Genomic DNA, 19,977 nt, shown 5'->3' on the forward strand with positions numbered 1-19,977 from the left:
ACCGTGGGCCCGGCTCAGTCCCCCAGCACCGGAAGCAGCTCCGGCAGATGGCCGTCCGAGGCGAGGGCGGCGGCCTGGCGGTCCTCGGGGACGGGGCCGTACGTGGTGGAGCGGGCGCGGGCCGGGCGGCCGGCCAGTTCGGCGATGGCCACCAGGTCCTGGATGGAGCGGTAGGAGCCGTAGGAGGAGCCCGCCATACGGGAGATGGTCTCCTCCATAAGGGTGCCGCCCAGGTCGTTGGCGCCGGAGCGGAGCATCTCGGCGGCGCCCTCCGTGCCCAGCTTCACCCAGCTGGTCTGGATGTTGGGGATATGGGGGTGGAGCAGGATCCGCGCCATGGCCGTGACGGCGCGGTTGTCGCGGGTGGTGGGGCCGGGGCGGGCGATACCGGCGAGGTAGACGGGGGCGTTGGTGTGGATGAAGGGGAGGGTGACGAACTCGGTGAAGCCGCCCGTCTCCTGCTGGATCTCGGCGAGCAGCCGCAGATGGGCCAGCCAGTGGCGGGGCTGGTCCACATGGCCGTACATCATCGTGGACGAGGACCGGATGCCCAGCTCATGCGCCGTCTTGATGACCTCGACCCAGGTGGCCGTCGGCAGCTTGCCCTTGGTGAGGACCCAGCGCACCTCGTCGTCCAGGATCTCGGCGGCCGTGCCGGGGATGGTGTCCAGGCCCGCCTCGCGCGCCGCCGTCAGCCATTCGCGGATGGACATGCCCGTACGGGTCGCGCCGTTGACGACCTCCATCGGGGAGAAGGCGTGGACATGCATCCCGGGCACGCGCTCCTTGACGGCCCGTGCGATGTCGAAGTACGCGGTGCCGGGCAGATCCGGGTGGATGCCGCCCTGCATGCAGACCTCCACCGCGCCCACGTCCCACGCCTGCTGGGCGCGGTCGGCGACCTGGTTCAGGGAGAGGGTGTAGGCGTCGGCGTCGGTGCGGCGCTGGGCGAAGGCGCAGAAGCGGCAGCCGGTGTAGCAGACATTGGTGAAGTTGATGTTCCTGGTGACGATATAGGTGACGTCGTCGCCCACGGTCGCCCGGCGCAGATCGTCGGCGATGCGGCACAGGGCGTCCAGCGCCGGGCCCTCGGCGTGGAGCAGGGCCAGCGCCTCGGGGTCGGTCAGCCGGGTCGGGTCGTCAGCGGCCTGGGCCAGCGCGGCCTTGACGTCGGCGTCGATGCGGGAGGGGACCATCCCGGGGGCGGCGGCCTCGCGCAGCGCCTCCCAGTCGCCGTAGACCTCGTCGAAGTCCTCACGGCGGTCACCGGTGCGGCCCTCGGTGTCGATGGCGCGGTGCAGATCGGTGCGGCCCGAGGCGCTGAACGCCTCGTCAGGCTCCTGCCAGGGCAGCCCGGTGGGGATCGCGTCCTCGCGGGCCAGGCCGGTCTCGGGGTCGGCGAGGGCGGTCACATGCGGCAGCAGCCGGGGGTCCAGCCAGGGCTCACCCCGCCGTACGTACTCGGGGTAGACCGCGAGCCGTTCGCGCAGCCGGAAGCCGGCGGCCGCGGAGCGCTCGGCCAACTCGTCCACCTGGGGCCAGGGGCGCTCGGGGTTGACGTGGTCCGGGGTGAGCGGCGAGACGCCGCCCCAGTCGTCGATACCGGCCCCGATGAGCTGCTCGTACTCGGCGTCCACCAGGTTCGGCGGCGCCTGGATGCAGGCGGACGGGCCCAGGATGTGGCGGGCGACGGCGACGGTGGCCACCAAGTCGTCCAGCTCCGCGTCCGGCATTCCGCGCATGGCGGTGTCCGGCTTGGCGCGGAAGTTCTGGACGATGACTTCCTGGATGCCGTGGTACGAGCGGGAGACGCGGCGCAGCGCGAACAGCGACTCGGCCCGCTCCTCGTGGTTCTCGCCGATGCCGATCAGCAGCCCGCTGGTGAACGGGACGGAGCTGCGGCCCGCGTCCTCCAGGACGCGCAGCCGCACCGCCGGTTCCTTGTCCGGGGAGCCGTAGTGCGGGCCGCCGGGCTCGCTCCACAGCCGCTCGGCGGTGGTCTCCAGCATCATGCCCATGGAGGGGGCGACCGGCTTGAGCCGCTGGAAGTCGGTCCAGGTCATCGCGCCGGGGTTGAGGTGGGGCAGCAGGCCCGTCTCCTCCAGGATGCGGATGGCCATGGCCCGTACGTACGCGATGGTGTCGTCGTACCCCTCGGCCTCCAGCCATTCGCGCGCCTCGGGCCAGCGGTCCTCGGGGCGGTCGCCGAGGGTGATCAGCGCTTCCTTGCAGCCCATTTCGGCGCCCCGGCGGGCGATGGCCAGGACCTCGTCGGGCGACATGAACATCCCGTGCCCCGCGCGGCGCAGCTTGCCGGGGACGGTCGCGAAGGTGCAGTAGTGACACTTGTCCCGGCACAGCCGGGTGAGCGGGATGAAGACGCTGCGCGAGTAGGTGATGACCCCGGGGCGCCCGGCCGCCTCCAGGCCCGCGTCGCGGACCCGGGCGGCGGAGGCCATCAGCTCCCGCAGGTCGTCACCGCGCGCCTGGAGCAGCACCGCCGCCTCGGCGGTGTCCAGCGCCACGCCGTCGCGGGCGCGCTTGAGCGCACGGCGCATCGCGTTGGCTGTGGGGGCGGCGGAGCCAGTCGGGGCACCCGGTTCGTTTCCCTGCGCGCTCGTGGTCATCCTCCGAGCATACGAGCGGTGTGTGACACCGCCAGACGGCCCGGGCCTGCGGTTTTGTGGGTCTGATCACGGCGGTCGCGGGCCGCGGGCGGGAATACGGCGCGGTGCGACATGCGGGCCGCGCCCACCGGGCGCCGACGGCCGCCGCCCGGACCGGACTTGGCGGGGCACGGATCGCCGGGCGGGGAAGGCGGGGCCGGGGCGGGGCCGTCCGTTCCCTCTCGGCCATGGAGTTATCCACAGGGCTTTCCGCGCGTGTCACCCACGCGTACAACGGTGTCACGCGGGTGTCGGACGGCACTCTCGACTCTGGGGGGCACCTCATGCAGCGACGCGATGTACTCAGGCTCTCCGCGCTTGCGGGCGCGGCGGGTGTGCTGACACTCGATCCCATGACCTTCACCCAGGCCGACGCGGCGGGCACGGCCGACGGTCCTGAGCAGACCAAGACCCTCAGCGGCCATCTGCCCACCGGCGCGCCCGACTTCGTCTACGTACCGGTCGAGGTACCGCGCGGAGTGCGCGAGATCGCCGTGTCGTATTCGTACGACAAGCCGGCCGTCCCGGCCGGCACGCAGGGCAACGCCTGCGACATCGGGATCTTCGACGAGCGCGGCACGGAGCTGGGCGGCCGCGGCTTCCGCGGCTGGTCCGGCGGGGCCCGTACGGAGTTCGCCATCAGCGCCGAGGAGGCCACCCCCGGCTATCTGGCGGGGCCGGTCAGGGCGGGCACCTGGCATGTGGTGCTGGGGCCGTACACGGTCGCCCCGCAGGGCCTGGACTACAAGGTCACCGTGACGCTGCGGTACGGCGCGCCCGGCACCGCCCGCAAGCCGGTGTACCCGCCGCAGCGGGCGAAGGGCCGGGGCCGCGCCTGGTACCGGGGCGACTCTCATCTGCACACCGTGTACTCGGACGGCAAGCGCACCCCGGCCGAGCTGGTCGCCGCCGCCCGCGCCGCGGGGCTGGACTTCATCACCACCACCGAGCACAACACCACGTCGGCGCATGCCGCGTTCGAGGGTCTGTGGGGCGATGACCTGCTGATCCTCACCGGTGAGGAGATCACCACGCGCAACGGCCATGTGGTCGCCCTCGGCACCGACCCCGGCGTCTTCATCGACTGGCGCTACCGCGCCCGGGACAACCGCTTCGGCCAGTTCGCCCGCAAGGTCCGGCAGGCCGGCGGCCTGGTGATCCCGGCCCATCCGCACGGCACCTGTGTCGGCTGCAACTGGAAGTTCGGCTTCAACGAGGCCGACGCGGTCGAGGTGTGGAACGCGGACTTCACCCCCGACGACGAGATCACGATCTCCGAGTGGGACAACACGCTGGTGGCCGCCGCCCGTGGCGACGGCCGCTGGCTGCCCGCCGTCGGCCACAGCGACGCCCACCGCGAGCCCCAGGTCGTCGGCCTGCCCCAGACGGTGGTGCTCGCCGACGACCTCTCCCGCACCGCCCTCCAGGAGGGCATCCGGGCCGGCCGCAGCTGGATCGCGGAGTCCTCCAAGATCGACCTCACCTTCGAGGCGGTCGGTGGCCGCGGCAAGCACGCCGGAATCGGCGAGCGCCTGAAGGTCGGTGGCGCGGAGGAGATCACGGTCCGGTTGAAGGTCTCCGGCGTGGGCCCCGGCTGCTCGGTGCGGTTCATCACCGACCAGGGCCAGCTCTACGGAACGCCGGTCCCCGCCTCCGGCGAGCTCACCGCCGAATGGCGCACGACGGCGTCCTACGCGGCGTACGTCCGCGCCGAGGTCCGCCATGCCCCGGCGGACGGCGGGGCATCGGGCATACCGGGCCCGATGGCCGCGATGACGAACCCGATCTGGCTGGGCGAGCGCTGACGGCTTCCCGACCGGGCGGCGCGGCGGGCGGCGTCAGAGGCGGCAGCTGATCTCCATGCCGTCCTCGATGGGGAAGCTGACGTTCTGGTAGCCGTTCGCCGGGTCGCGCACGTAGTCGAGGTAAGGCCGCATGGGGCCCTCCAACTGGTCAATGTCGTCGGCCACGACGAGGGCGCCGGGCCGCAGGCTCGGTTCGAGCATCCGCAGCACGGGCAGGCACAGGTCCTTCCAGCCGTCGAGCAGGACCAGCTCCAGGGGCCCCTCGAGGCCGGCGAGGGTCTCCCGGGCGTCCCCCTCCAGCACGGTGATCAGGTCGTCGAGACCGGTCTCGGTGAAGGTGCGGCGGGCCGCGGCGATCTTCTCCTTGCTCATCTCCGTGGTGATGACGCGCCCGGTGCCGTTGTCCCGCACCGCGGCGGCCAGATGGAGCGTGGAGATCCCGTAGGACATCCCGAACTCGACCACCGTGGCCGGGCGGATGGCCCGCACCAGGTTGTAGAGCAGCTTCCCGCCATCGGCGGAGATCGGCATGTAGATCCCGGCCGCGGCGTCGGCGAGTTCTTGCGGGGCCATTTCCAGCGCGCCGGGCGGCAGCTGCGCCTGGGCGGTGTCGTCCTGCTCGGCCAGCTTGAACATGCGGCTGATGGCGGTCTCGACCCGGGGGTCGGCAAGGGTGTGAGTGAGTGGCATGGGCTCTAGAGTAGACGCTACGTTGCGTCTCGTCTAGCGGATATGGGGCTGCCCCGGTCCACGAACGGGGCCGTGTGTCCTGTCAGTTGGCGCGGCGGGCCGCGCGGACGCGGCGGCCGCCGTCGACCACCAGGTCCGTGCCGGTGATCCAGGACGCCTCGTCCGAGACCAGCCAGCGGACCGCGCGCGCCACGTCCTCCGGTTCGCCGATGCGGGCCAGCGGGAGCGTCGCGGCGATCTCCCGTTCGCCGGGCTCCCAGACGAAGCGGGCCATCTCGGTGCGGACCAGGCCCGGGGAGACGGCGTTGACGCGGACGGCGGGGGCCAGTTCTCCGGCGAGCTGGCGGGTGAGGCGGAGGAGGGCGGTCTTGGTGGTGCCGTAGGCGCCGACGTCCGGGCCGACGCCGTGGGTGCCCTCGGTGCAGATGTTGACGACCGCCCCGCCGTGGTCGCGCATCCAGCCCCGCCAGGCCGCCTGGGTCAGCCGCAGCGGGGCCTCCACATTGGCCGTGAAGGCCGTGCGCCAGGCGAGCGGGTCCACGGCCATCAGCGGGCCGAGCGGGGCGTTGGTGGCCGCGTTGTTGACCAGGATGTCGAGGCGGCCGAACTCGGTCAGGGCGCGGGCCACGGCCGCCTCCGGGTGGGCCGGGTCGGCCACGTCCCCCGGGCAGCCGATGGCGCGCGGGCCGAGGCGGCGTACGGCGTCGGCCAGCCCCTTCGGATCCCGCGCCGTGACGCACACCGCCGCGCCGTCCGCCGTCAGCGCCTCCGCCACGGCGAGCCCGATACCCCGTGAACCACCGGTGACCAGGGCGGCCCGGCCGGTGAGGGAGCCCAGTCCGGTGGGTCCGGCGGGTCCGGCGGGTCCGGTGGGTCCGGCGGAGGCGGTGGGGCCGGTGGGTCCGGCGGAAGCAGTGGGGCCGGTGGGTCTGGCGGAAGCGGTGGGGCCGGTGGGTCCAGCGGAAGCGGTGGGGCCGGCGGAGGCGGTGGGGCCGGCGGAGGCGGTGGGGCCGGACCCGACCCTCTCAGGCCCGCCGGACCCGACCCCCTCCGGCCCGCCGGGCCCGACCCCCTCCGGCCCGCCGGGCCCGGCCACCGTGCGCGTCACCAGCTCAGCCCCTCGTGCTCACCGTCTCCGTGTCACGGCCCGAGCGGAGCACCTTCCCCGGCACCGCGCCGGTGATCTCGTCGTCCCGGATGGTCTCCGTGCCGCCCACCCGGACGCTCACCATGCCCGTCGCGCGCGAGTCCAGCCGGGGGCTCTCGCCGGGCAGGTCGTGGACCAGCCGCGCCTGGCCCGCGTCGATCCGGTCGGGGTCGAAGAGGACCAGGTCGGCGTGGTAGCCCTCGGCGATCCGGCCGCGCTCGCGGAGCCCGAGCAGCCGCGCCGGATCGTCCGTCAGCATCCGTACCGCCTGCTCCAGGCCGACCAGCTTCCGTCCGCGCAGACAGTCGCCGATGAAGCGGGTGGTGTACGGGGCGCCGCACATCCGGTCCAGATGGGCCCCGGCGTCGGAGCCGCCGAGCATGACGTCCTCGTGCTCCCAGGTCTGCCGGCGCAACTCCCAGCTGGCCGGGTCGTTGTCGGTCGGCATCGGCCACAGCACCGTACGCATCTCGTCCGCCGCGCAGATCTCCACCAGGCAGTGGAACGCCTCCTGTCCGCGCTCGGCGGCGATGTCGCGGACGACGCGCCCGGTCAGCCCGGCGTTGGCCTCGCTGTAGGTGTCGCCGATGACATACCGGCCGAAGTGGGTGAGCCGCCGGAAGACCCCGGCCTCGGGGCTGCCTGCGCGGCGCAGCATCTCCTCCCGCACGGCCGGTTCACGGAGCTTGGCGATCCGTTCCGGAATGGGCAGCCCCAGGATGTCACCCCAGCCCGGGATGAGGTTGAGCGCGCAGAAGGTGCCGAGCGACATGTTCATGGGGGTGAGGATCGGCATGGTGAGGGCGACGATCCTGCCGCCCGCCTTACGGGCGCGTTCGCTGGCCTGGAGCTGGCGCGGCACCCGCTCGGGGACGGCCGCGTCGATGGTCAGCACGTTCCAGTTGAGCGGGCGCCCGGCGGCCGCGCTCATGTCCACCAGCAGTTCGATCTCCTCGTCGGCGAACTGGTCGAGACAGCCCGCCACGATCGCCTCGATCTGCGTCCCCTCGTGGTCGCCGACGGCCCGGGAGAGCGCCAGGAGTTCCCCGGGCCGGGCGTGCCGGGAGGCGACCGGCTGTCCGTCCCCGTCCGAGTGGGTCGAGGACTGGGTGGTGGACAGCCCCCACGCCCCCGCGTCCATCGCCTCGTGGAAGAGCCGCAGCATCTCCTCCAACTGCGCGGGGCTGGGCTGTCCGCCGATCGCGTCCTCGCCCATCACATGGCGGCGCAGTGCGCAGTGCCCCACCATGAAGCCCGCGTTGACGGCGATCCGGCCCTCCAGCGCGTCCAGGTACTCGCCGAAGCCGTGCCAGTTCCAGGGCGCGCCCTGCTCCAGCGCCACCAGCGACATGCCCTCGACCCGGCTCATCATCCGCCGGGTGTAGTCGGCGTCGCCGGGCCGGTCGGGGTTGAGCGGTGCGAGGGTGAAGCCGCAGTTGCCGCCGGCCACGGTGGTCACGCCGTGGTTCATGGACGGGGTCGCGTACGGATCCCAGAACAGCTGGGCGTCGTAGTGGGTGTGCGGGTCGACGAACCCCGGCGCGAGGACGAGCCCGGTGGCGTCCTCGGTGGACCGGGCCGGTTCGGTGACGGCCCCGGGCTCGGCGACGGCCACGATCCGGCCGTCCCGGATGCCGACATCGGCGACGTACGAGGGCGCGCCGGTGCCGTCCGCCACGGTGGCGCCCTTGATCAGGTGGTCGAGCACGGGTTCAGGTCCCTTCTCGCGGCTGCGGCCGGCGTCTGCGGCCAGTGGGTGACGGCCTGCGCGGCTACTGGATGACGGCCTGCGCGACGACTGGATGACGGCCTGCGCGGCTACTGGGTGACGGCCTGGCGGAAGCGGGTCGTGCGGTGCACCGGATCGGTGTCGATCTTCGGGATGACGTGCTCGCCGATGAGCTTGATCGTGTTCATCGTGTCCTCGTAGCCGATCCCGATCGGCAGCCCGAACGACAGCTGGTCGGCCCCCGCCTGCTCCCACCGCTTGCACTGGCGGAAGACCTCGTCCGGGTCACCGCAGATCATCAGCTCCTCGGCGATGAGGAGTTCGATGATCTCCTCGGTGTACTCCGGCAGCAGTTCGGGCCACTGCGGGATGCCGTCCGGGCGGGGGAAGGTGTCGTGGTAGCGGAAGAGCAGCGACTGGAGGTAGTTGAGCCCGCCGCCGAGCGCGACCTCGACGGCCTTGGCGTGGGTCTCGGCGCAGATCGCGGTCGAGGTGACCATCACGTTGTCGTTGACGAAGCCGCCGACCGGCTCGGCCTCCTTGACCGCGTTCTTGTAGGAGTCGAGGACCCACTCCATGTCGGAGACCTTCTGGATGGAGAAGCCGAGCACGCCGAGGCCCTTCTTGCCCGCCATCGCGTACGAGGGCGGCGATCCGGCCGCGTACCACATCGCCGGGTGGGCGGCCCCGTACGGCTTGGGCAGCACCTTGCGCGGCGGCAGCGTCCAGTGCTTGCCGGTGAAGCCCTGGTACTCGTCCTGCAACCACATCTTGGGGAACTCGGCGATCGTCTCTTCCCAGATCTCCTTGGTGGCGTTCATATCGGTCACGCCCGGCAGGAAGCCCAGGATCTCGTGGCTGCCCGCGCCCCGGCCGGAGCCGAACTCGAACCGGCCGCCGGAGAGGTGGTCGAGCATCGCGACCTTCTCGGCGACCTTCACGGGGTGGTTGACCTGCGGCAGCGGGTTGAAGATGCCGGAGCCGAGGTGGATGCGCTCGGTGGCGTGGGCGAGATAGCCGAGGAAGACGTCGTTCGCGGAGAGGTGGGAGTACTCGTCCAGGAAGTGGTGCTCGGAGGCCCATACGTACTTGAAGCCCGACCGGTCGGCCTGGATGACGTACTCGGTCTCCTCGACGAGCGCGTGATGCTCGGCCTCGGGGTCGGTTCGGCGTCGGCTTTCGGGGACGTAGCCCTGCACAAAGAGTCCGAATTCCATGGAGGTTCACCGCCTCAGACGAACGTCGATCTGACGGAGCGTCAGATTTTGATTGACTCTGGCACCGCGGGCACGGACCGTCAAGGGCCGTGGAGGGGCGGGCGGGGCCGGAGGGCTTACGGGGTGTTGCGGCGGGCCCTCCCCGTCCCCGCCCCTTCCCGCTACCAGGGGCTCCGGGGGGCGAGGACCCGGCCGCCGACGCGGCGGGCGGCGGATGGCCGGGCGGGCGCCCGCGCACATCCGGGTCGCCCACGCGGAGTCCCGGGTTCGCCCCGCCCCTGCCCCGGGGGGCGAGTCGACCGTCGCCGTCATCGGCCGACCGGCCGGGGGCTGGGGCGGAGCCCCCACACGCCGCTGCCCGAAGCCGCACCATGCGTCGGGCGTCCGCTAGAACACCGAGACGCCCGTCAACCAGCCGCCGTCGACGACGAACGGCTGGCCGGTGACGTACGAGGAGTCCTCCGAGGACAGGAAGAGCGCCAGCCGCGCCACCTCCTCCGGGCGGCCGATCCGGCCCAGCGGGACCAGCTTGCGGTAGAGCTCGTCCACCGCCGCCGTCGCCTCCGTGGTGTCGGCCTCCGGGTCGAGCTGGGCCGGGTTGGTCATGGGGGTGTCGACCGCGCCCGGGCACATCGCGTTGACCCGGATGCCCTTGTCCGCGAGCTCCATCGCGGCCACCCGCGTCATCCCCACCACCGCCGCCTTCGTCGCGGCGTACGCGGTGAGGAGGGGCATACCGGACAGGGCGACATACGAGGCCGTGTTCACGATCGTCCCGCCGCCCGCCGCCGCCAGCTCCGGCGCGACCGTCCGCATCCCCAGGAACGTGCCGACCTGGTTGACCTGGACCACCTCCAGGTACTCGGCCAGCGGGGTGCCGACCAGCTCGTTGAAGCGGAGTATCCCGGCGTTGTTGACCAGGCCGTCCACCGAGCCGAAGACGTCCTTCGCGGCGGCGACGGCGGCGGTCCAGTCGTCCTCGCGGCCCACGTCCAGATGGACGAAGCGGGCGCACTCGCCCAGCTCCTTGGCCAGTGCCTCGCCCGGCTCATCCAGTACGTCGCCGAGGACCACCCGCGCGCCCTCGGCCGCGAACAGCCGCGCCTCCTGCTCACCCTGCCCGCGCGCCGCCCCGGTGATGATGACGACCCGCCCGTCCAGCTTGCCCATTCCGATCTCCCTAGTCATCCCTGGTCATCGAGGTGCGGAGCGACATCGGCGGCGAAGGCCGCCATCTGGTCGATCAGTTCGGTGTGGTCCCGGCAGCGGAATCGCACCTGGATCTGGTCCACCCCCATCGCGGCGTAGGCGCGCAGGCTCTCGGCCAGCCGCTCCGGCGCGCCGGTGAGGGTCCGGCGCCCCACGTCCCAGCCGGGCTCGCCCACGTACAGGGGCTCGGTGATCGCGCCGATCTCGGCGGGCTCGTCACAGCCACGATCGTGTTGGGCCGCTTCCTTCCGCAGCTCGCGCAGCCGGGCGATCTGGCCCGGCAGCCGGTCGCGCGGATCGCCCTGCGGCAGCCAGCCGTCACCCCGGACCGCCGCCCGGCGCACCGCCGCGGGCGAGGAGCCGCCGATCCAGAGCGGGGGCCGCGGCGCCTGGACGGGGCGCGGGGCCTGCCCGAGGCCGCTGAACGCGAACCGCTCGCCGCGGAAGTCGGGGAACTCCTCCGGCCCCAGCGCCGCCTTCAGCGCGTCGACCGTCTCGTCCAGCAACGCCCCGCGCCGGGCGAAGTCCACCCCGAGCGCCTCGAACTCCTCCCGGACGTGCCCGGCCCCGACCCCGAGGATCAGCCGGCCGCCGGAGAGGTGGTCGAGCGTGGCGTACTGCTTGGCGGTCAGCAGCGGATGGCGCAGCGCGGCGACCGCCACATGGCTGAGCAGCCGCACCCGCTCGGTGGCCGCGGCGAGCCAGCCGAGGGTGGCCACCGGGTCGTACCAGACGGTGCCCATGGCCGCGGCCAGCCGCCGCGGGATCGCGACGTGGTCGCAGACGGCGAGGTACGCGAAGCCGAGCCGGTCGGCGGCGCGGGCGACCTCGAGCAGCTCGGCCGGGCCCGCCCCGGCCTCCCACGGCTCGGCGTAGAGGGTGGACTGCGACTGGATCGGCAACTGCATGCCGTAGCTCAACCGGTCCCGGGGCAGGACGCGCATGCCGGGCCTCCTTGTCGGTGGACCGTCATCGTCGTAGCCGACGTCGGACATGGTCGTATCTGACGTCGGGCATGGTCGTACCTGACGTCGGACATAGTCGTATCTGACGGTCCATCAGACAAGGGGTACGGCAGTCTCGTCCCGCCGCGCGACGCTTTGCTAGCGTACGGACGTTCGGACCTCGGGGCCCACGCCCGCCTCCCCGCCCAGGGGCCACCACGGGACACAGGCAAGGAGGCACAGCAAGGGGGCACGGCAGGGGCACACAGAGGGGCACGTGATGATCGAGACGGTCTTCCGCTGCGAGGATCTGCCCAGAGCGGATCGGTTCGACTTCTGGCGCGAGCAGATGGCACGGCTCATGGCGCCGATGGAGATGACCAGCGACCACACCCGGGACTTCCGGGGCGAGGTGCGCATCCTCGAGTTCGGCGCCGCCTCCGTCTGGCCCACGAAGTTCCGCGAGATGGACTTCCGGCGGACGCCCAAGCTCATCCGGCAGTCCGACCCCGAGCTGTACCACTTCTCGTTCATCCAGGAGGGAAACCTCCAGGTCTCCCAGTCCCGCCAGGAAACCGCGCACCACGCACAGGGCCTCTATGTCGTCGACACCTCACGGCCCTTCGACTGCCTGGCCTTCGGCGGCCCTCCGGCGGGCGTGGGACTGGAGATCCCCAAGGCCCTGATCCCGGTCCCCCACGACCGGATCGACCGACTGCTCGCCCGGCCCATCCCGGCGCGCGACGGGGTGGGCGCCCTGCTCACCGGGTTCCTCACCCGGCTCGCGGCGGACCGCTCCTTACGCCCCTCCGACGGGCCGCGCCTGGGAACCGTGCTGATCGACCTGGCGGCGGCGCTGCTCGCCCAGGCCGTCGAGGCCGACGACGCGCTGCCGCCCGAGACCCACCGGCACACCCTGACCCTGCGGGTGCAGAACTTCATCCTGCGGAACCTGTCCGACCCGGAGCTGTCCCCGGCCACCATCGCCGCCGCGCACCACATCTCCGTCGGCTATCTGCACCGCCTCTTCCGGGCCCGCGACACCACGGTCTCCGCGTGGATCCGGCAACAGCGGCTGGACCGCGTACGGCGCGACCTCACCGACCCCGGCCTGCTCACGGTCCGCATCCATGAACTCGCCGCCCGCCGGGGCTTCGCCCACCCCGCCGTCTTCAGCCGCGCCTTCCGCGCCGCGTACGGGATGCCGCCCAGCGACTACCGCCATCTGGCGCTCGTGTCCCGCGCGCCGGGCGCTACCCCGCGACGCCCGGTGCGCAGGGACACCCGGCCCTCCGCGCCGCCCACGGCCCCTGTCACGTCGTAGGGGTGGGTGACGGCGTGGGGTGGCGGGGAGGGCCGATATGCCCCACAGCCTGCCGGACGGCCCTGGGGTTGTCATTGACCGGCAGTGACCGCTTTCTTGCTCCTGCGTGACCAGGGCCGTACAGGGACCGGCGCCGCTACGTGACCAGGGCGGCGCCGGTCCTCCACGACCAGGACGGCGCCGGGACCGACACCCGTCCGCGGCCGAGGCGACGGCGCCGGGGCCGACACCCGCCCGCGGCCAAGGCGCCGGGACCGACACCCGCCCACGGCCAAGGCCACGGTGCCGGGGCCGCACCCGCCCACGGCCGAGGCGACGGCGCCGGACCCGGCCCGCTAGACCCCGGGCGCCCCCGCCCACAGCCCGTCCGCCGTGAGCCCCAGCAGCTCGATCGCGTTGCCGCGCACGATCCGGTCCACGACATCCGGCGCCAGATGCCCCATCTGCGCCTCGCCGACCTCCCGTGACTTGGGCCAGGTGGAGTCCGAGTGCGGATAGTCCGTCTCGTACAGCACATTGCCGACCCCGATGGCGTCGAGGTTGCGCAGTCCGAAGGCGTCGTCGAAGAAGCAGCCGTAGACATGCTCGGCGAACAGCTCGGACGGCGGGCGCAGCACCTTGTCGGCCACTCCGCCCCAGCCCCGGTTCTCCTCCCACACCACATCGGCGCGCTCGAGGATGTAGGGGATCCAGCCGATCTGACCCTCCGCGTACATCACCTTGAGGTTCGGGAAGCGCTCGAACTTCCCGCTCATCAGCCAGTCGACCATCGAGAAGCAGCAGTTGGCGAAGGTGATCGTGGAGCCGACCGCGGGGGGCGCGTCCGCCGAGGTCGACGGCATCCTCGAGGAGGAGCCGATGTGCATCGCGACGACCGTGCCGGTCTCGTCGCACGCGGCCAGGAGCGGGTCCCAGTCGTCGGTGTGGATCGAGGGCAGCCCGAGGTTCGGCGGGATCTCCGAGAAGCAGACGGCCCGCACCCCGCGCGCCGCGTTCCGCCGCACCTCGGCGGCGGCCAGCTCGGCGTCCCACAGCGGGATGATGATCAGCGGGATCAGCCGGCCCCGGGCCTCGGGGCCGCACCACTCCTCCACCATCCAGTCGTTGTACGCCCGGACTCCGAGCAGCCCAAGCTCGCGGTCGGCGGCCTCGGTGAAGGTCTGCCCGCAGAAGCGGGGGAAGGTCGGGAAGCAGAGCGCGGACTGGACGTGGTTGACGTCCATGTCCGCGAGCCGGTCCGGCACCGAGAAGGAGCCGGGCCGCATCTGCTCGTAGGTGATGGCCTCCAGCTTGACCTCGTCCCGGTCGTAGCCGACGGCGGTGTCGAGGCGGGTCAGCGGCCGGTGCAGCTCCTCGTACACCCACCAGTCCGCGAGCGGCCCGTCGTCCCCGGGCGCACCCATCTTCGGGGCGAACTTGCCGCCGATGAAGGTCATCTCCTTGAGCGGCGCCCGGACGATGCGCGGCCCGCTGTCGCGGTACTTCGACGGGAGCCGGTCCCGCCAGACGTGAGGGGGCTCAACCGTGTGGTCGTCCACCGAGATTATCTTCGGGAAGCTCTCCATGACTGCACGGTAGCGCCGATCTGACGGATCGTCAGCTACGTCAACGCCTCCAGGGATGTTCGATGGATGCCCCGGACACGTCGCACTCTTTACTGACGTACCAGCCACAGGCACGGCAGACTGGCCGTACAGCGAGGAAGCACGTGCGGGGGGCACCATGGCCGGCGACGAGCGCCTGGGGCGGCAGGAAGGTTCCACCGGTTCCGGACCGGACCGGTGCCGGCACGGTGAAGAGGCGAGCCTGGCCCTCGGCGAGGACCCGGACTCCGCCCCCGGCCGGACCCGGCTCGAACTGGAGTTGGAGAGCGGCTATCGCGCCAATGTCGTCCGCGAGCTGCGGCCGCACGCCCCCCTGCGGCCCGCCACCGCGCTGTCCCGGCCCAGCGCATCCAACCTCCCGCGACGCCCCCTGGCCGACACCACCGTCGTGCGCCCCGCACAGCTGCCCGCGGCGGTGGCGGACTTCACCGGCCGCGAGGACCTCGTACGGAAGCTGAACGAACGGCTCGCGGTCTCCGCCGACCGGTCGGCCGCTATCGCGATCGCCGGTGTCGGCGGCATCGGCAAGACCGCCCTGGCCGTTCATCTCGCGCACACCGCCCGCCACCGCTTCCCCGACGGCCAGCTCTACGTCGACCTCGGCGGTTCCGGCCCCTCCCCCGCCGACCCCGAGACCGTGCTCGGCGCCTTCCTGCGCTCGCTTGGCACCTCCGACGCCGCCATTCCGGACGGCATCGAGGAGCGCGCCGCGCTCTACCGCGCGTGTCTCGAGGACCGCCGCATCCTCGTCCTCCTGGACAACGCCTGCGACGCCGCTCAGGTCCGGCCGCTGCTCCCCGGCGACGGCGCACCCGACTGCGTCACACTGATCACCAGTCGCACCCATATGTCCGACCTGGGCCACGCCCACCCGGTCGACCTGGACGCGATGAGCCCGCCGGAGGCGTTCGACCTCTTCGCGCAGATCGTGGGCCAGGAGCGGGCGACCGTGGAACGTGCCGAGGTCATGGACGTGGTGGCGTCCTGCTCCTACCTCCCGCTCGCGATCCGCATAGCGGCCTCCCGGCTCGCCTCCCGCCGCACCTGGACCGTCTCCGTTCTCGCCCGCAAACTCGCCGACGAGCGCCGGCGGCTGGACGAGCTGCGGGCCGGGGATCTGGCTGTCAAGGCGACCTTCGAACTCGGCTACGGACAGCTCGACCCGGCTCAGGCCCGCGCCTTCCGGCTGCTGGGCCTGGCCGGCGGTCCGGACATCTCGCTGCCGGCCGCGGGCGCGGTACTCGGCCTCGACGTCGCGGAGACCGGCCGGCTTCTCACCTCCCTCGTGGACATCTCGCTGCTGGAGTCCGCCGTACCGGGGCGCTACCGCTTCCATGACCTCGTGCGGCTCTACGCACGCGCGTGCGCGGAGCGGGAGTGGCGGGCGGCGGCGGAGCGCGAGGAGGCGCTGTCCCGGTTGCTGGACTTCTACCTGGCGACGGCGGCGCGGGTGTACGCCCTGGAGCGGCCCGGGGACCGCATGGTCGAGCACCTGGAGCCCACCGGCCATCCCGGACTGCTCTTCGAGACCTCGAAGGCCGCCCTGGACTGGCTCTTCGCGGAAGCCGACTGTCTGCTCGCCTGTGTGCCCAAATGCACCGGGGAGAGCACCCGCCGCCGCACCGGGGACCTGCTGCTGGGCGCGCTGGACCTCGCCGAGTCCGGTGCCCGGCCGCGGCAGTACGAGACGGTGGCGCAGACGGTCTGCGACGCCGCCCACACCGCCGGGGATTCCCGCACCGAGGCCCGCGCCCGCTCGGCACTGGGCCATCTGTACAGCTTCACGGGCCGGTACGGCCCCGCCGAGCGGGAGCTACGCCGCGCCCTGGAGCTGGACGGCGACGATCCGGTGGTCGCCAGCCGCGCCTCCAACCAGCTCGGCATCGTGGCCAACGGGCTGGGGCGGCACGAAGAAGCCGAGAGGTACCTCGGACAGGCGCTCGAGGCGTTCCGCGCCGATGCCAACGAGGCGGGTGAGGCGAGCGCCCTGGCCAATCTCTCCCGGCTGCACGTGAGCCGGGGGCGCATTCGGACCGGTGTGGAACTGGCCGAGCAGGGACTCGCCATCTACCGCAGGCTCGGCGCCCCCCTGCGGCTCGCCAACGGGATGTACACCGTCGGCATCGCGCTGACGCGCGCCCACCGGCTGGAGGAGGCGTCCGGCCACCTCACCGAGGCGCTCGATCTCTTTCGCGAAGCCCGTCAGCCGCTCTGGGAAGGCATGGCACATTTCCGGCTGGCCGAAATGCATCTGGCCGCGCAGCGCCCCTCGGAAGCGGTGGCACACGCCGAACAGTCCCTGGCCCTGGGCGGTCTCGGCGGCGAATGGCGGCGCTTCTCCTTTCTCACCGTTCTGGCGAAGGCCCTGATGGCAGCCGGGCAGCGAACCCGGGCCCAGGACTGCTGGAGGCAGGCACAGGTCCTCCGGGAACGGCTGGGCTCACCCGAGCCCGAGGAGGTACGGCAACTGCTGTCCACATCGGCGCCGGATCTCTCCGCGGCCACGGATCCGTATCCCGGCCATCGCCACGCATACGGAGTCGGCCCCCCGATGACCGAAAGCGACCCCTGGACCTGACGACGCGTCGGCATTCCAAGGGCTGTGAAGTGTGGCAGGCCTTGTGGAGAGGTCCGGCCCCTACTGACGTGAGGGGTATCGGCAAGGCAAACTGGCCCGTGCAACTGGGAGCAGAGGCAGGGGGAGACCATGGCCGGCGAGATGGAGCGGGCACAGGAGCAGCCCTTGCGCTTCACCGTGCTCGGACCGGTACGGGCCTGGCGGGGCGAGGAACAGGTGAACACCGGATCACCACAGCAAAGAGCCCTGCTCACCGCTCTCTTGCTGCGCGGTGGGCGCACCGCCACCGCGCCCGAGCTCATCGACGCCCTGTGGGGGGACGACCCCCCGGACGCCGCCATCGCGGCGCTGCGCACCTACGCCTCCCGGCTGCGCAAGGCATTCACCCCTCAATCGGACGTGCTGGTCAGCGAGTCGGGTGGCTACGCGGTCCAGGTGGGCCTCGGGGCCCTGGACACCGACGTGGCCGAGCGTCTGGTGGCGGAGGCGGAGAAGGCACGGCACTCGGGCGACCGGCCGCGGGCCCATGAGCTCATCGGCCAGGCGCTGGGCCTCTGGGACGGTGAGGCCCTGGCCGGAGTGCCGGGGCCCTACGCCATGACACAGCGCGTCCGGCTGTCGGAGTGGCATCTCGTCCTCACCGAGACCAGGCTCGATCTCGATCTGGAGCTGGGCCACCACACCGAGGTGGTCTCCGAACTCACCGCCCTCACCGCCGCCCATCCGCTGCGGGAGCGGCTGCGCGAACTGCTGATGCTGGCTCTCTACCGCAGCGGCCGCCAGGCCGAGGCGCTGGCCGTGTACAACGACACCCGGCGGCTGCTCGCCGAGGATCTCGGCGTGGACCCCTGCCCGGAACTCTCCGAGCTGCATCAGCGCATCCTCCAGGCGGATGCCGAGCTGGCCGCCCCGGTGGACGACCGCGCTCAGACGGGGCCCAACTTCGTACGACCGGCCCAGCTTCCCGCGACGGTGGCCGACTTCACCGGCCGTGTCGCCTTCGTCGACGAGCTGAGCGACCAGCTCGCCACCGCCGAGGGGCGTGTCATGGCCGTGTCAGCCGTGGCCGGAATCGGGGGTGTCGGCAAGACGACGCTCGCCGTACACGTCGCCCACACGGCCCGCCATCAATTCCCCGACGGCCAGCTCTACGTCGACCTTCAGGGCGCGGGCCCGGTACCGGCGGAGCCCAACGCGATACTGGGCGCCTTCCTGCGCGCCCTCGGCACCCCGGACAACGCGATCCCCGAGGGCGTCCAGGAGCGTGCCGCGCTCTACCGCTCGATGCTGGACGGCCGCCGGGTGCTCACGCTGCTCGACAACGCACGCGACGCCGCACAGGTGCGGCCGCTGCTGCCCGGTACGGAGGGCTGCGCCGCGCTGATCACCAGCCGGACCCGGATGGTCGACCTCGAGGGCGCCCACCTGGTCGACCTCGACGTGATGAGCCCGGAGGAGGCCCTCGCCCTCTTCACTCGGATAGTGGGCGAGGAGCGTGTCGTCAGCGAGCGCGACGCGGCCATGGACGTGGTGGCGGCGTGCGGCTTCCTCCCGCTGGCCATCCGGATCGCGGCCTCCCGGCTGGCCTCGCGCCGCACCTGGACCGTCTCCACGCTGGCGCACAAGCTCGCCAACCAGCGCCGACGGCTGGATGAGCTGCGGGCGGGCGACCTGGCCGTGCGGGCCACCTTCGAATTGGGCTACGGCCAGTTGGAGCCGTCACAGGCCCGGGCGTTCCGGCTGCTGGGGCTCGCGGACGGCCCCGACATCTCGCTCGCCGCGGCGGCCGTCGTCCTGGACATGGACACATTCGACACCGAGGAACTCCTGGAGTCCCTGGTCGACGCCTCCCTGCTGGAGTCCGCGGCCCCCGGCCGCTACCGCTACCACGACCTCGTACGTCTCTACGCGCGTGACTGCGCGGAGCGGCACCAGTCGGCCGCGGACCGCGAGGCGGCGCTCTCGCGGCTGCTGGACTTCTACCTCGCCACGGCCGCACGGGTGTACGCCATGGAGCGGCCCGGCGACCGCCTGGGCGAGCACCTGGCCCCCGCCGGCCACCCCGGCCTGGTCTTCCCGCATCAGGACGCCGCTCTGGACTGGCTGTTCAGCGAGGCGGACTGCCTGCTGGCCTGCGCCCAGCAGGCCGCCCCGGGCAGCACCCTGGGCCGGGCGGCGGATCTGCTGCTCGCCGCGATGGACCTCGCCGAGTCCGGTGCCAACGCCCCCCGCTACGAGGCCGTTGCCCGTGTCGTCAGCGAAACGGCACGCACGGTCGGCGACACCCGGGCCGAAGGGCGGGCCCGTACCTGCCTCGCCAAGGTGCGCAACCTCACCGGTCGGCTCGAGGAGGCCGACGCGGAGGCGGAACGCGCCCTGGCCCTGGGCTCCGCGGTCAAGGACCATGTCGCGATGGGACGCGCTCTCACCGAGCGCGGCATCATCGCGCATCTCAGCCGCACCCGCTGGGATGACGCGGAGCGGCACTTCCTCCGCGCCATCGACGCCTACCGGGCCGTGGACGACCAGCCTGGAGAGGCTAGCGCGCTGTGCAACCTCTCCCGTGCGTATGTGGAGATGGGCCGCATCGACAGCGCCGTGGACCTGGCCCGGCAGGGCGTGCGGATCTACGGGAGCCTGGGGCGCACCCTGCGCCTGGCCAACGGTAAGTACGCGCTCGGTATCGCCCTGACCGGGGCGGGGAGCCTCACGCAAGCGCTCGAGCAGCTCACCGAGGCCCTCGGCCTGTTCCGTGAGCACCGCCAGCCGCTCTGGGAGGGCATGACCCACCAGCGGCTGGCCGAGGCGCACCTGTCGATCGGGCGCCCCGCGGAGGCCGCCACCCACGCCGAACAGGCCCTCGCCCTGCGGGGCATCGGGGGCGAGTGGCGCCGGGCCATCGTGCTGACTCTGCTCGGCAGGGCGCTGCTGGCGCTCGGCCAGAACGAGCGCGCGGACGCCTGCTGGCGTGAGGCGCTGTCAATTCACCAGCGACTGGGGACACCTGAGGCGGATGACGTCCGCGGGCTTCTGGCCCCCGCGACCGCCGCATAACGGCGCGGCT

General features: G+C 72.5%; 11 protein-coding genes and 1 pseudogene. 4 read left to right on the forward strand and 8 right to left on the reverse strand.

What is annotated here, in order from left to right:
* Positions 1-14: 14 nt before the first annotated feature.
* Positions 15-2,627: a bifunctional FO biosynthesis protein CofGH gene (locus ABD329_RS14205; protein WP_198277243.1), complete on the reverse strand. Its 2,613-nt coding sequence runs from the start codon at positions 2,625-2,627 to the stop codon at positions 15-17.
* 323 nt (positions 2,628-2,950) lie between these two features.
* On the opposite strand from ABD329_RS14205, the gene ABD329_RS14210 reads away from it, so the two are divergent.
* The gene (locus tag ABD329_RS14210; RefSeq protein ID WP_198277244.1) at positions 2,951-4,471 is read left to right on the forward strand and encodes a CehA/McbA family metallohydrolase; all 1,521 of its coding nucleotides are present in this window, start codon (positions 2,951-2,953) and stop codon (positions 4,469-4,471) included.
* A gap of 33 nt (positions 4,472-4,504) precedes the next feature.
* On the opposite strand, the gene ABD329_RS14215 is transcribed toward ABD329_RS14210, so the two are convergent.
* The 6 genes from ABD329_RS14215 to ABD329_RS14240 form a co-directional block, all read right to left on the reverse strand.
* Positions 4,505-5,161, reverse strand: a complete 657-nt coding sequence (locus ABD329_RS14215; protein WP_198277245.1) for an O-methyltransferase — start codon at positions 5,159-5,161, stop codon at positions 4,505-4,507.
* Between the two features lie 82 nt (positions 5,162-5,243).
* Complete coding sequence (locus ABD329_RS14220; RefSeq protein ID WP_425574329.1) at positions 5,244-5,936, reverse strand: SDR family oxidoreductase; 693 nt, start codon at positions 5,934-5,936, stop codon at positions 5,244-5,246.
* Positions 5,937-6,273: 337 nt separating this feature from the next.
* The gene (locus ABD329_RS14225) at positions 6,274-8,016 is read right to left on the reverse strand and encodes an N-acyl-D-amino-acid deacylase family protein (protein WP_198281956.1); all 1,743 of its coding nucleotides are present in this window, start codon (positions 8,014-8,016) and stop codon (positions 6,274-6,276) included.
* 110 nt (positions 8,017-8,126) lie between these two features.
* On the reverse strand, positions 8,127-9,254 hold the full coding sequence (locus ABD329_RS14230; RefSeq protein ID WP_198281955.1) for an LLM class flavin-dependent oxidoreductase: 1,128 nt from the start codon (positions 9,252-9,254) through the stop codon (positions 8,127-8,129).
* Between the two features lie 387 nt (positions 9,255-9,641).
* A complete protein-coding gene (locus tag ABD329_RS14235; protein WP_198281886.1) occupies positions 9,642-10,424 on the reverse strand; it encodes an SDR family NAD(P)-dependent oxidoreductase in 783 nt (260 codons plus the stop codon).
* 14 nt (positions 10,425-10,438) lie between these two features.
* Positions 10,439-11,407, reverse strand: coding sequence for an LLM class F420-dependent oxidoreductase (locus ABD329_RS14240; RefSeq protein WP_198281884.1), 969 nt, complete (start codon positions 11,405-11,407; stop codon positions 10,439-10,441).
* Between the two features lie 280 nt (positions 11,408-11,687).
* On the opposite strand from ABD329_RS14240, the gene ABD329_RS14245 reads away from it, so the two are divergent.
* Positions 11,688-12,731 (forward strand): AraC family transcriptional regulator, encoded by a 1,044-nt coding sequence (locus tag ABD329_RS14245; protein WP_198281885.1) that lies wholly within the window; start codon positions 11,688-11,690, stop codon positions 12,729-12,731.
* Between the two features lie 335 nt (positions 12,732-13,066).
* On the opposite strand, the gene ABD329_RS14250 is transcribed toward ABD329_RS14245, so the two are convergent.
* Positions 13,067-14,296, reverse strand: a complete 1,230-nt coding sequence (locus ABD329_RS14250; RefSeq protein WP_198278939.1) for an amidohydrolase family protein — start codon at positions 14,294-14,296, stop codon at positions 13,067-13,069.
* A gap of 157 nt (positions 14,297-14,453) precedes the next feature.
* Between ABD329_RS14250 and ABD329_RS14255 the strand changes: the two genes are divergently transcribed.
* Together ABD329_RS14255 and afsR are read left to right on the forward strand one after the other, a co-directional pair.
* The gene (locus ABD329_RS14255) at positions 14,454-16,913 is read left to right on the forward strand and encodes an ATP-binding protein (RefSeq protein WP_198278940.1); all 2,460 of its coding nucleotides are present in this window, start codon (positions 14,454-14,456) and stop codon (positions 16,911-16,913) included.
* Positions 16,914-17,006: 93 nt separating this feature from the next.
* Positions 17,007-19,967: pseudogene (afsR, locus tag ABD329_RS14260) on the forward strand (SARP-family global regulator AfsR); the annotation flags it as partial.
* Between the last annotated feature and the right edge of the window lie 10 nt (positions 19,968-19,977).

Origin of the sequence: Streptomyces javensis (assembly GCF_039525925.1) — a bacterium.
Taxonomy (GTDB): Bacteria; Actinomycetota; Actinomycetes; order Streptomycetales; family Streptomycetaceae; genus Streptomyces; species Streptomyces asiaticus.